Annotated in this window: 9 protein-coding genes; 4 read left to right on the forward strand and 5 right to left on the reverse strand. The window is 35.9% G+C overall.

Translation table 11 applies throughout. The features are described 5' to 3' along the window. Positions 1–219: 219 nt before the first annotated feature. From AC3IS6_RS01885 to rpsL, 5 genes are all read right to left on the reverse strand, one after another. Complete coding sequence (locus tag AC3IS6_RS01885) at positions 220–633, reverse strand: helix-turn-helix domain-containing protein (protein ID WP_489163132.1); 414 nt, start codon at positions 631–633, stop codon at positions 220–222. A 415-nt stretch (positions 634–1048) separates the two neighbouring features. Continuing rightward, complete coding sequence (gene rpsJ / locus AC3IS6_RS01890) at positions 1049–1354, reverse strand: 30S ribosomal protein S10 (protein ID WP_007803605.1); 306 nt, start codon at positions 1352–1354, stop codon at positions 1049–1051. 11 nt (positions 1355–1365) lie between these two features. After that, the gene (gene fusA, locus AC3IS6_RS01895; RefSeq protein WP_489163134.1) at positions 1366–3522 is read right to left on the reverse strand and encodes an elongation factor G; all 2157 of its coding nucleotides are present in this window, start codon (positions 3520–3522) and stop codon (positions 1366–1368) included. A gap of 10 nt (positions 3523–3532) precedes the next feature. Next, positions 3533–4009 carry a 30S ribosomal protein S7 gene (gene rpsG / locus AC3IS6_RS01900; RefSeq protein ID WP_007803600.1) on the reverse strand — a complete coding sequence of 159 codons (477 nt, stop codon included), beginning with the start codon at positions 4007–4009 and terminating at the stop codon, positions 3533–3535. Positions 4010–4033: 24 nt separating this feature from the next. After that, positions 4034–4417, reverse strand: coding sequence for a 30S ribosomal protein S12 (gene rpsL, locus AC3IS6_RS01905; RefSeq protein WP_007136570.1), 384 nt, complete (start codon positions 4415–4417; stop codon positions 4034–4036). Positions 4418–4585: 168 nt separating this feature from the next. Here rpsL and AC3IS6_RS01910 point away from each other — a divergent pair, with 168 nt between their 5' ends. The 4 genes from AC3IS6_RS01910 (at position 4586) to AC3IS6_RS01925 (ending at position 14804) form a co-directional block, all read left to right on the forward strand. Then, complete coding sequence (locus AC3IS6_RS01910) at positions 4586–6301, forward strand: BamA/TamA family outer membrane protein (protein WP_489163137.1); 1716 nt, start codon at positions 4586–4588, stop codon at positions 6299–6301. A gap of 275 nt (positions 6302–6576) precedes the next feature. Next, positions 6577–9792, forward strand: coding sequence for a SusC/RagA family TonB-linked outer membrane protein (locus AC3IS6_RS01915; protein WP_489163139.1), 3216 nt, complete (start codon positions 6577–6579; stop codon positions 9790–9792). Positions 9793–9804: 12 nt separating this feature from the next. Further along, positions 9805–11307, forward strand: a complete 1503-nt coding sequence (locus AC3IS6_RS01920; protein WP_489163141.1) for a SusD/RagB family nutrient-binding outer membrane lipoprotein — start codon at positions 9805–9807, stop codon at positions 11305–11307. 314 nt (positions 11308–11621) lie between these two features. Continuing rightward, positions 11622–14804 carry a SusC/RagA family TonB-linked outer membrane protein gene (locus AC3IS6_RS01925; RefSeq protein WP_489163143.1) on the forward strand — a complete coding sequence of 1061 codons (3183 nt, stop codon included), beginning with the start codon at positions 11622–11624 and terminating at the stop codon, positions 14802–14804. Positions 14805–14812: the final 8 nt, after the last annotated feature.

Genomic DNA, 14812 nt, shown 5'->3' on the forward strand with positions numbered 1-14812 from the left:
AAACTAATTAACAAGTGTAAACTTAAAAAATAAAAAACTAATTCACAATAAAAATGTAGCTTATTTATTACACAAAATCTCCTCGTTTGCAAAAAAAACTAAACCAATCCTAATGAACGTAAAAAAATCATTCCCTACCATATAATTAATCACAAAAAAAAAAGGCCACTTCGTTACCCGAAGTGGCCTTTTTAAAAGTAACTTGTTTTATTCAAAACACTATTTCTCTTTTAACAATTTTTCTAAATATTCGTTTTTATCTTTTTCAGCCTGCACCAATCGCTCGTACAACTCAACCACTTTATCAAGCGGATTAAATGTGCATTGATGATTATAATCATCTATACTACCATTAATGACCCCTTGATTATTAGTGACAACCTCATTAAACGTATTAAAATAGTTAATCATATTCTCTTCTGAAAAATTTTTAATTGCCTCTACTGTCACCCCAAGAGCTTTTGCTATTTCTGCGAGTTTCTCTTCTTCTATTGTTTCACTATTCTCTATACTAGAAACGCTCTGCTGGCTCATACCTAAGGCCATTGCCAGCGCCTCTTGCTTCATATCACGAAGTTCACGAATACGGCTAATCTTACGCCCTATGTGATTTGGTTTTATTAGTGTGCTCATAATTCAAAGATAATAATTAAGTTCTATAATAAGTATTAGGTAAAAAACTATTTAGTACCGTATAAAACAATACCATTTTCATAAATATTCCTCATTACGCAAAATAAATATTTTCTTACACTTAAACAAATCAAAAACAACTTACCTACAGAAGAAATGAGATTAAATCAAAGAACCACAAAACATCAATAACATTACTACTAAAAAGCTACCTCCATAAATCCCCCCACTTACACTAACACATCATCACCCTACGGTTAAAGCCGTAAACAAAATTATCTATCACCAGTTACAACTACCGACAAATAACTAATAAATAAAAAACCGACCCACCACTTTCAAAAAACACTCACCAGAAAGCATAAAAAAAAGCGAGACAGTAATGTCTCGCTTTTCTATATAAAATATAATCTAATTATACTTTGATCTCTACTTCAACTCCACTTGGCAATTCAAGTTTCATTAATGCATCGATAGTTTTAGATGAAGATGAATAAATATCAATCAATCTCTTGTATGACATTACTTCAAATTGCTCTCTCGCTTTTTTGTTAACGTGCGGAGAACGTAATACAGTGAAAAGTTTTTTGTGAGTTGGCAACGGAATTGGACCTGTTACAACTGCTCCAGTAGTTTTTACTGTTTTTACGATCTTTTCAGCAGATTTATCTACCAACATGTGATCGTAAGATTTTAGTTTTATTCTGATTTTTTGACTCATTTTCTTAAGAATTAAGCGTTACCTTTTGCTTTTTTAATTACAGCTTCTGAAATATTAGAAGGTGTTTCTGCATAGTGAGAAAACTCCATTGTTGAAGTTGCTCTACCAGAAGACAATGTTCTTAATGTTGTTACATAACCAAACATTTCTGATAAAGGCACATCAGCTTTAATAGTTTTAGCACCGTTTCTGTCACCCATGTCATTTACCTGACCTCTACGACGGTTGATATCACCAACGATATCTCCCATGTTTTCTTCAGGAGTAATAACTTCCATTTTCATGATTGGCTCCAAAATAATCGCACCAGCAGCTTTAGCTACTTCTCTATACCCCATTCTAGCAGCTAACTCAAAAGAAAGTGCATCTGAATCGACAGGGTGGAAAGATCCGTCCGTCAAAGTTACTTTTAAACTATCTACTTGATAACCTGCCAATGGACCAGTTTTCATAGCTTCACGGAAACCTTTTTCTACAGAAGGGATATATTCCTTAGGAACGTTACCTCCTTTTACTGCATTAATAAACTGTAATCCTACAGGAACTTTACCATCAACTTCGTCAGCTGGCTCAAGTGTAAATACGATATCACCGAATTTACCACGACCTCCTGATTGTTTCTTGTAAGTCTCTCTGTGCGTTGCAGTTCTTGTAAACGCTTCTTTGTATTCAACTTGAGGCTCACCTTGGTTTACTTCAACTTTAAATTCACGTTTCATACGATCTACTAAGATATCTAAGTGAAGCTCACCCATCCCAGAAATAATAGTTTGCCCTGAAGCCTCATCTGTTCTAACTGTAAACGTTGGATCTTCTTCAGCTAATTTAGCCAAAGCCATACCCATTTTATCAACGTCAGCTTTAGTTTTAGGTTCAATTGCAATACCAATTACCGGTGCAGGGAATTTCATAGACTCAAGAATAATTGGGTGTTTTTCATCACACAATGTATCTCCAGTTTTGATATCTTTAAATCCAACAGCAGCTCCAATATCTCCAGCCTCAATATATTCGATTGGATTTTGTTTGTTAGCGTGCATTTGGTAAATACGAGAAATTCTTTCTTTACTTCCTGAACGAGTGTTCAAAACATAAGAACCAGCATCTAAACGTCCAGAATAAGCACGGAAGAAAGCTAAACGACCTACGAATGGGTCAGTAGCAATTTTAAATGCCAAAGCAGCGAACGGCTCTTTTACGTCCGGACGACGTAAGATTTTAGTTTGATCTTCTTCTAATAATTCAGCATCATCAGGGTGAATTCCTTCGATACCTTCCTTATCCATTGGAGAAGGTAAATATTTACAAACTGCATCTAACATGAATTGAACTCCTTTGTTTTTGAAAGAAGAACCAGCGATCATCGGGATGATAGCCATATCCATAGTAGCAGCTCTTAAAGCATTGTTGATTTCTTCCTCTGTGATAGAGTTTTCATCTTCCATGAATTTCTCTAAAAGGTTTTCATCGTAATCAGCAACCGCTTCAATAAGAATAGATCTGTATTCTTTAACCTCTGCAACCATATCAGCAGGAATTTCAACGATATCAAAAGTTGCCCCTTGAGTCGCATCATGCCAAATGATAGCTTGGTTTTTTACTAAATCTACAACACCTTTGAAATCATTTTCTTCACCAATTGGCAAAGTGATCGCAACAGCATTTGATTTCAACATATCACGAACCTGTTGACAAACTCCTAAGAAGTTAGATCCTTGACGGTCCATTTTGTTAACAAATCCCATACGTGGAACTCTGTACTGATCAGCAAGTCTCCAGTTAGTTTCTGACTGAGGCTCAACACCATCAACAGCACTAAATAAGAAAACTAATCCATCAAGTACACGTAAAGAACGGTTTACCTCTACAGTAAAGTCAACGTGTCCAGGAGTATCAATAATATTAAAGTGGTATGGCAATGATTCAGGCAAAAGTTTTCCTTGCTCAGTTGGAAAATTCCACTCACAAGTTGTTGCAGCTGAAGTAATTGTAATACCTCTTTCTTGCTCTTGAGCCATCCAGTCCATTGTTGCAGCACCATCGTGTACTTCACCAATTTTATGTGACTTTCCAGTATAAAAAAGGATACGCTCAGTTGTTGTTGTTTTACCAGCATCAATGTGAGCAGCAATTCCGATATTTCTTGTATATTTTAAATCTCTAGCCATTTCTTACGAATTAAAATCTAAAGTGAGAGAAAGCTTTGTTAGCTTCTGCCATCTTGTGAGTATCCATTCTTTTCTTAACCGCAGCACCTTCTTCTTTAGCCGCAGCTAAACATTCTGACGCTAAACGTTGTGCCATAGATTTTTCATTTCTTCTTCTAGAATAAAGTATTAACCACTTCATTGCCATAGAAATTTTTCTGTCTGGTCTAATTTGCATTGGAATTTGGAATGTAGCTCCACCAACTCTACGACTACGTACTTCTACGTGAGGCATAACGTTTGTTAACGCATCTTTCCAAATTTCTAATGAAGATTTTTCTGAATCTTGCTTTTTAGACTCAATGATGTCAATTGCATCATAAAATACTTTGAAAGCTGTAGATTTCTTACCGTCCCACATTAAGTTGTTCACAAAACGTGTTACCAATTGATCATTAAACCTCGGATCTGGTAAAAGTGGTCTTTTCTTTGCCGCTCTTTTTCTCATGTCTTTTTCTTAAAAGTTTTTAAATTACTTTTTTGCTTCTTTTGGGCGTTTAGCACCGTACTTAGATCTTCTTTGCGTTCTTCCTGCAACTCCTGACGTGTCAAGCGCTCCACGAACGATATGATATCTAACACCTGGTAAATCTTTTACCCTTCCACCTCTAACTAATACTATCGAGTGCTCTTGTAAATTGTGTCCTTCTCCAGGGATGTAAGCATTCACCTCATTACCATTTGTCAAACGTACACGCGCAACTTTACGCATTGCAGAGTTTGGTTTTTTTGGTGTAGTAGTGTAAACACGCGTACAAACCCCTCTTCTTTGAGGACAAGAATCTAAAGCAACCGATTTACTCTTCTTAGTTATCTGAGTTCTTCCTGTTCTTACTAATTGTTGAATTGTTGGCATAATTAATACTAAAAATTTATTATGTATATTAAATTCCCGCTTTTTACGGGGTTGCAAATGTATAAAATATTTTTCACTATACAAACGTTAATCCATTAATTTTCAATAACATTATTTAAGCTTATGATTTTACAAACAAACAATAGATATTTGCAATACTTTTAATAAATGAAACAATTGCCTTTGAAACCGCTTTTATACCTCCTATTTTTCATTGCCAGCATTTCTTCACATGCTCAAGACCTTCATTTACAAATTAAAGGAACAAATCAAACCGAAACTCAAATTATTGATTCGTTAAACTATTCAAGAAACCATCCTAATTTAAAATCAATTTTTGAAGAAGTTAAAAACACCTCAGAAAAACTATCCAAAAATGGATATTTGGACCACAATATAATCGAGACAAAAAAAATAAACGACAGCACTTTCATCTCCATAATTGACTTAAAAAGCAAGACAAAAGAAGTCCATATATATATAGGAGCAAATCACAGTTTTTTTTATGATGTAAAAATCAAGAACGATACTTTAATTATTCCTTACAGAGAACTGGAAAACTATTTAAACCAAAAAACATTAGACGCCGAAAAAGCAGGTTTCGCTCTTAATAAAATAAAACTTGAAAACATCCAAAAAAAGAATTCCATAATTTACGCAACGTTAAATTTTAAATCCGAAAAAAAACGCACTGTAAATTCCATTATTCTAACCCAAACAGATGATTCAAAACGAAATTATTTCCCAAAAGGACACTTAAAACAACTCAACAAAAAATACCTAAACAAAACATTCAACCAAGAAACCATAAAACAACTACACAATGACATCAATGCATTTGATTTTATAACCCAAACTAAATACCCTGAAATATTATTCACAAACGACTCTACAAAAGTATACACCTATGTTGAAAAAAGAAAAGCAAACACTTTTGACGGATACATTGGTTTTTCTAATGACGAAAACAAAAAAACAACCTTAAACGGATACTTGGATCTATCACTATTAAACACACTCCGTGCCGGCGAACAATTCTCCCTGTATTGGAAAAGCGATGGAAATCAACAAAAAACCTTTAACACAAAGATTGAAATTCCGTATATATTTCAATCTTCACTAGGCATAAAAGCGCAGCTAAATATTTTCAAACAAGACAGTACTTTTCAAAACACCAAAACCGCAATCGACTTAGGCTATTTCTTAAACTACAATTCACGACTATACCTAGGCTACCAATCTACAGAATCCAGTGACATTCAAAACACAAACAACACCACAATTAGCGACTACAAAAACTCATATATCACCTCTACTCTCGAGTATAAAAAAATAGACTATCTCAACACGTTACTCCCCAAGAAAGCTTCCCTAAGCCTCATAATCGGATACGGAAAAAGAGACACCAACAACAGTCCCCAAACCGTAGAATCAAGCAAACAATTCTATACCAACCTTAATTTGTCTTACAATTTTGAGCTTAACAAAAAGAATTTCATCTTTTTGAATCCTCAAATTTTTTATTTAAAAAGCCAAAATTATATCACCAACGAACTATATCGATTTGGAGGAACAAACTCCATAAGAGGTTTCGCAGAAAACAGCCATCAGGGCAATTTCGTCTCTATGTTGCTCACCGAATACAGGCACAAAGTATCCAACAATTTATACATCAATTCCATTATAGACTTTGCAATCTATCAAGATTTAACAAACAGTCAAAATCTTAATAAATTACAAAAATTATCAGGAGTCGGAATCGGCACAACAATCCAGACAACGAGCGGACTGCTCCGAATTAATCTCAGCAATGGCGGGGAAAATCTTCAGGGAATTAAATTATTTAACACAATTGTTAGCATATGCTACAATGTTAAATTTTAGCCTTGTGAGAAAATTCATCAATCAAAGATCTATTTTATTAACAAATTATTAAGAACTTATAATTTCTGAAAAATATCAAGCAATAAGCGGGATTACAAGGATTATTCATACTAATTACAAGAACAAACATCCAGTAAATTCAATTATTTAACACAATAGTTATTATATGTTATAATGTTAAATTTTAACCTTGTGAGAAAATTCATTAACTCAACACTAGGATTATTAACAAATTATTAAGAATATTGTAAGACTAATTCAAAATAATTGAAAAAATGAAACCAAAGTTCAATGGATTTTTAGTGCTACTATTAGTACTATTCGCGCAACTAACCTTTGCGCAGGAAAGAGCCGTTTCGGGGACCGTTACCGATGATGCAGGTATGCCATTACCAGGCGTAAGTGTACAAATCAAGGGAACGAAAACCGGCACACAGACTGATTTTGATGGTAAATATTCCATCAAAGCAACCACAAGTCAAATTTTAGTATTTAGCTACATCGGCATGAAGACTCAAGAAATTGCCGCGAGCTCATCACAAGTAAACACCAAGTTATCTGGAGATGCCCAACAACTAGAAGGCGTTGTGGTAACTACAGCGATGGGTATTAAAAGAGAAAAAAAATCTCTTGGATATGCCTCTCAACAAATTTCCGGAAAAGACGTTAATGGCGGAGCCGGAAACGCTAACGTTGCCAATCTCTTATCTGGTAAAGCTGCAGGGGTAGAAGTTCAGAGAAACAATAACTTTGGAGGTTCTACAAACGTTGTAATCAGAGGAAACAAATCACTTACAGGAAATAATCAGGCTCTTTGGGTTATTGACGGGGTGCCAATTGACAACTCAAACTCAAACGTTTCTTCTCAGCAAATTGGTAACGGTGGTTATGATTACGGTAACAACGCTTCAGACATCAATCAAGAAGACATTGAAAGCATTAACATCCTTAAAGGAGCTGCCGCAACAGCACTATACGGATCCAGAGCTGCAAATGGAGTTGTAATGGTAACAACAAAAAAAGGAAAATCAAATGACAACAAAATAGGATTTTCTTTTTCAAGTGGATTCACAAATGGAAGCATTGACAAATCAACTTTCCCCAAATATCAAGACAGATACGGATCTGGATACGGCTTTGGATCATCGTTTTTAGGAACCGGTACACCAGACACAGTAGACACATCTAATGACGCTTCTGACGGGGACGCTTTCAACAATCAACCCGTGTATCAATGGGATGCTTTTACACCGTTTTCACCAAACTACGGAAAAGCCACTCCATGGGCAGCTGCAAAAAATGGCCCTATAACTTTTTTTAACAATGCTCACACTTTCGTTAACAGTATTGCACTTGAAAAATCAACAGAAAGATCAAGCTTATCTTTAAGCTATGTTAATACCAATCAAACTGGTATTCTTCCAAACAGTGAATTGAAAAAAAATCAGATAAGCGCAAGATTTAGTCAAAAAGTTACAGACAAACTTACCGCTAACGCCTACGCAGCAGTTACCCTACAAAGTACCGTTGGTAGAAACTCAACCGGCTACAACGACAATATCCTGGGTAATTTCAGACAATGGTGGCAAACCAACACCGACGTACAAGCTCAAAAAGATGTTTACTTTGCATCAGGCGGTCAAAACGTAACATGGAACTGGAAAGACCCAACGGAGCCTTCAGGTTTAGTACCGGCCTATTGGGACAACCCGTACTTCACCCGTTATCAAAATTACTCTTCTGACGACAGAACCCGTTTATTTAGCTACGCTTCTCTAAATTATGATATTGCCCCATGGCTAAGTGCATTAGGAAGAGTTTCTATTGATACTTATAAACAACTTCAAGAAGAAAGAAGAGCTGTAGGATCAATAGCTTCAGGATTTGGTCTTTCTCCGGTTAACGAATCATCAGGCTACCAAAGAAACGACATTAATTTTCAAGAAATTAATTACGATTTCATGCTGAATTTCAACAAAAAAATCGGCGAAAACATTAGCCTAAATGGAGTTATCGGAACAAACATAAGACGCAACAAAAGAGATAATGTACTTTCTTCAACAGTTGGAGGATTAGTAGTTCCCGGAATTTACGCTTTGTCAAATTCACGCTTAGATCTTCCGTTCCCAAGAGAAGCAAAAGTATCTTCAGGGGTTAATGGTATCTACGCTCAGGCCTCTGTTGGTTATTTAGACACTTATTTTGTAGATGCTTCTATCAGAAGAGACGTTTCATCTACATTACCAGACAACAACAACTCTTATGTATATCCTGCAATTTCGGGATCATTCCTTTTCTCAAACGTAGTAAAGGCAGACTGGTTAAATCTAGGAAAATTCAGAATCAATTATGCCGAAGTTGGAAATGACGCAGACGCACTTCAACTAAACAACACCTACACAAGAGTTTCCAATTTCCAAGGACAACCTCTTTACACAAACTCATTATTACTTCCATTCCGTAGTATTAACAAAAATCCAGATCTTAAGCCTGAGAGAACAAAATCATTCGAAGTTGGTTTAGAAACAAGCTTATTAAACAGACGTTTAGGTTTTGACATCACTTACTACAAAACAAACTCAGTTGATCAGATTGTTGCAGCTGCAGTTTCTTCAGGTTCCGGTTACACAAACGGGCTAGTAAATGGTGGAAATATAGAAAACAAAGGATTTGAAATTCAATTAAACGGAACTCCAATCAAAACAAAAGATTTCAGCTGGGAAATTATTGTAAACTGGTCCAACAACAGAAGTAGAGTTATTTCATTACCAAATGGACTTGACAATCTTCAACTTGGAACATTTCAAGGTGGTGTCACTGTTAATGCTGCACCAGGAGAAGCCTATGGCACACTTAAAGGAACTGACTTCGTTTACACAAACGGGCAACCTACCATAGATCAAGCTACAGGAAAATACATGATTACCACAAGTTCAAATAACGTAATCGGAAATATTACTCCGGACTGGATCGGTGGTGTTAGAAACAAATTCACTTACAAAAATTTAACTTTTGGTTTTTTAATTGACACTCAAAAAGGAGGAGATATTTACTCACTGGATATGTATTACGGTCTTGCATCTGGACTTTACAGAGAAACTGCTGTAGGAGATATCAGAGAAAATGGTCTCCTAAATGAAGGAGTTGCTCCTAACGGAACTCCAAATACAGTAAAAACAAAAGGCGGATCGATCGCAAACAGCCTGGGATATCAAGCTGCTCCAAACAAAGCCTTCATCTACGATGCCTCTTTTGTTAAATTAAGAGAAGTATCTATCACTTACAACTTCCCTAAAAGCATGTTCGAAAATACATTCTTAAGCTCAGCATCAGCAAGCTTAGTTGGTTCGAACTTATGGATAATCAGTAAAAATCTACCATACGCGGACCCAGAAAGCGGATTGTCTTCAGGAAATAGCTCTAGAGGTTATTCAGTTGGATCACTTCCAACAACCAGAGATATTGGTTTTAACTTAACGTTCAAATTTTAATACAGAAATAAAATGAAAAAATTAATATATGCTTTAGGAATCATGCTACTCACAGTTTCTTGTGACGATAGCAGCCTAACAGACTTAAATATAGACGTAAAAAATCCTTCTGTAGTACCCGCAAGCACTTTATTCACAAATGCAGAGAAAAGTCTAACAGAACAACTTATCAATACCAACGTAAACAGAAACATATTTAGATTAGTCAATCAGCAATGGACTGAAACTACCTATTTGGACGAATCTAATTACAATTGGGTGACTCGTAAAATTTCGGACAATCACTGGGACAGACTTTATGCAGGAGCACTTGCTGATCTAACTCAGGCAAAAGGTTTTTTAGCAAAAGAAGTAATCTCGCCTACAGACCCGGAGTTCGCAAAAAAAACAATAACCAACAAAAATCAATTGATCTTAATTGACATTTTAATGGTATATACGTATCAAATTTTAGTAGATACTTATGGAGATGTTCCATATTCGGAATCACTATTAGGAGCTGGCGATTACCTACCTAAATATGATAAAGCAGTAGACATCTACAAAGATTTAATCGTACGTCTAAACAAAGACATCGCGGACCTAGACACTTCAAAACCTGCATTTGGAAGCGCTGAAGTTATTTACAAAGACAATCTGAATGCCTGGATCAAATTTGCAAATAGCATAAAACTAAAACTAGGTATAAACCTAAAAGCATCAGGTCTTGAATCAGCAATTGCCGACGCAACAATTATATCTGGTGCAGCAGGAGGCTTCAAATCAAATGCAGATAATGCAAAATTACCGTATATGTTAAACCTCCCAAATACCAACCCACTATATGTAGATATGGTATTCTCAGGCAGAAACGATTTTGTAGTTGCGAAACCATTTGTAGATGCATTAGTTACATTAAACGACCCAAGAAAAACACCTTATTTCAAACCAACTTATAAAGATACCAATGCTGCAGATGAGCTAATAACTGTAACAGGTTATAGAGGAGGAATAGTTGGAGTAAAAAATTCACAGTCAAAATACACTCATGCAAGCGACAAAATCAAAGCACCAGATTTCAGCGGTACTTTATTAGACTATGCAGAAGTAGAATTTTTGTTAGCAGAAGCTTTAGGGAGAGGTGTTGCAGTTGGAGGCACTATTACATCACATTACAACGCAGCAATTCTAGCCTCTATGGAAGACTGGGGTGTTTCATCAACAGATGCCAATGCCTACCTTGCTCAACCAGCTGTTGCTTATGCTACAGCTACGGGAACCTGGCAACAAAAAATAGGAGAGCAAGCATGGTATGCTTTGTTTAACAGAGGCTTTGAAGGCTGGACATCAACAAGACGATTAAACTTCCCTGCCCTCACACCACCAGCATCTGCGGATGCGGCAGCCGGAGGACAAATACCATCCAGAATGGCCTACCCTATTAGAGAACAAACGCTAAACGCAACAAACTACGATGCTGCAGCAACTTCAATCGGAGGGGACAAACTAACTACCAAGATTTTTTGGGATAAATAAGAAATACCATAAAATAACATAATTTAACACAAAACCACCCTGAAAATGGGTGGTTTTTTTGTTGAAAACGTATAAAAAACCAAAATCTACCACCCATCTCATAAATTTTAACATTTAATTCAGCAGGTCTAAACTGAACTATTAAACGTATTTTAAGTTAAAAACAAACAATTCCATATTTTTGAGTGCATTTTAACGATAAAAAAATAACTCCTATCAGTAAAAGTGTCGTTTTACTGAAAAAAAAACTTTTTTGATTAGGTATATTAACTAATTATTAAGATTTTTGTCGGACTAATTCAAAATATTTAAAAATGAAACTAAAGTTCAATGGATTCTTAGTGCTTTTACTAGTACTAGTTGCGCAACTTACTTTCGCGCAAGAAAGAGCTGTTTCTGGAACAGTTTCTGACAATACAGGAATACCTTTACCGGGTGTTAGTGTATTAGTTAAAGGAACAAAGACAGCAACGCAAACAGATTTTGATGGAAAATACTCTATCAAAGCAGCACCAAATCAAGTATTAGTATTTAGCTACATTGGGATGAAAGCCCAAGAAATTTCAGCTAGCGCTACTACTGTTAATGCAAAACTAAAAGACGATTCAGTAGAACTGGAAAGTGTAGTAGTTACTGCATTAGGTGTTAAGAAAAGTGCTCGTGCACTTGGTTACGCTACACAAGAGGTAAAAGCAGCGGACATCACAAGAGGAAACAACAACAGTCTTTCTGGTGCTTTACAAGGTAAATTAGCTGGTGTGCAAATTACTCCATCGAGTGGTGCCCCGGGAGCTTCTTCTCAGATCGTAATTCGTGGTGCCCGTTCTTTCACAGGAAACAACACTCCATTATATGTTATTGATGGTATGCCAGTAGCATCTCAAGCAGATTTCTCTACAGGAAATGGTGTTACAGGAGCTGACGTTGCAAACAGAGCGGTGGATATTGATCCAAACGAAATTGAATCGATAAACATCCTAAAAGGACAAGCTGCATCTGCATTATATGGATTAAGAGCTTCTAATGGTGTAATTTTAATTACTACAAAAAGCGGAAAAAACTTAGCTCAAAGCGGAAAGCCAGTTATTACTTTTAACACTTCTACAAGTTTTGAAACAATTTCAAAGAAACCGCAAACTCAAAATGAGTATGCACAAGGTTCTTACGGAATCTTTGATCCAACTTCTTCAATGAACTGGGGACCAAAAATCTCAGACTTACCAAACAATCCTATCTACGGAGGAAATGTTGCAAATGCAAATAACGGAGGAGTACTAAGACCTGGTAAATATTTTGTACCTCAAAGAGTTAAAGCTGGTTTAGACCCATGGGTTACCCCACAAGCAAATAACAATATTGATGACTTTTTCAATACTGGATTCACAATTAACAATTCCTTAAATATTGCACAATCAACTGAAAAAACTAATTACTCTTTCGGTATAGGGAATTCAAAACAAGATGGTATCGTTCCTGAAACAGGCATGAACAGATATACTGCAAAAGCTGTAGTAGACACAAAATTAAGCAATGAGTGGAAAACTGGTTTCTCTGTAAACTATGTACAAACTAAAATTGACAAAAGTTCAGCTGCGAATGATGCTGCTATAGCTGGTGTATTTGCTGCTCCAAGAAGTTACGATTTAAAAGGAAATGGCTATGCTGCTCCATTAGATCCATACGATCAAATTTATTTCAGACCAACTACTTTCAACAACCCTTACTGGGCTGCTAAAAATAACGAATTTAGTGAAAAATCAAATCGTTTCTACGGAAATGGATATGTACAATACTCTCCTGTTATTAGCGAAAGCGGAAAACAGAAATTAACCGTTAAGTACCAGGCTGGTGTTGACTCATGGACAACTAACTACAGAGATATCTTTGAATTTGGAAACAAACAGGATTTATCAGGAAAAAGCAGTAGTGCACACCTTTATGGTACAACAAATGATGTAATTAACTCATTGTTCACCATCAACTACAATTTAAATATCACTGATGACTTTAATGTAAATGTTTTGGTTGGAAATGAATACAATCATCAAAACACTAAAGAATATGATGATCTTGGAACTGCTTTCAACATTGGCGGATGGCCTACAATTGCCAACGCAAGAACAGTAACATCAGAAGAATACCGTAGACAAACACGTACTGTAGGTTTCTTCAGCAATGTTGAGTTTTCATACAAAAACATGCTTTTCTTAGGCGGTACAATCCGTAAGGACATTGTATCTAACATGCCAAAAGGAAGTAGAGACTTTATATACCCATCTGCCTCTTTAGGTTTTGTGGTAACAGAATTAGAAGGATTAAAAGGAAAATCTTTTCTTTCTTATGCTAAACTTAGAGGATCGATTGCTCAAGTTGGACAAGCAGGTAATTACGTAGGTAATTATTACACTACTCCTTCTTACAGAGGCGGATTCTGGTCTGGATCTCCAGTAAACTATCCATTATCAGGAGGTACTAGTTCATTTATTCCTAACAATTTATTATACGATCCAAATTTAAAACCACAAAATACAAAGTCGTATGAAGTTGGTGTTGACTTGAAGTTTTTCAATAACAGAGTTGGAATTGACTATACTTACTCTGAACAAAATTCAACAGATCAGATCTTCGACGTTCCATTAGCAGGTTCTACAGGAGCAGCTTTATACAAGACAAATGGTGGAAAAATGCTTAACAAAGTACACGAATTAACTTTAAGCGTTAATCCTATACGTACTGCAGATTTCAACTGGACATTCAATTTAAACTACTCTCAAATCGACGCTACAGTTCTAGCATTAAAAGATGGTGTAGACAATATCTTTTTAGGTGGGTTTTCAACTCCACAACTTAGAGCTAGTGTTGGAGATCGTTTCCCTGTAATTTATGGTACAAGCTTTGCAAGAGATGACAAAAACAACATCATAGTAGACGAAGATGGTCTTCCTAAAGCTGGTGCCTTAAAAGCATTAGGAGAAGTTGCACCTAAATTTACTTTAGGAGGTTCTACACAATTTACCTACAAAAGAGTTTCATTAGGAGCTGTTGTGGATTGGAAAAATGGTGGAAAAATGTATAGCGGATCAAACAACTTAATGGCTTACTATGGTGTAGATGCCAGAACAGCAGACAGAACTTCACAGTTTGTATACCCAGGCGTTAAAGAAGACGGAACTCCAAATGATATTGTTATTGGAGGCTCAAACGCTGTTCAACAAGATTTACAGGCTGCTTTAAATGGAATTGCTGAAAATTCTGTTTTTGACGCAAGTTTCGTAAAATTAAGAGAGGTTACTTTAGGGTACCAATTCCCTAAATTATTAAACAACACTGTAGACCTTAGAGCTTCTGTTTTCGCAAGAAACATCTTATTATGGTCTAAAATGCCAAACCTTGATCCAGAAGCTACACAAGGAAACAACAACTTTTCTGGTGGATTCGAACAATGGTCAATGCCACAAACTAAGAGCATTGGTTTTGGATTGAACTTTACATTTTAATTAAAAAA

Source organism: Flavobacterium sp. KH_035 (assembly GCF_057839565.1).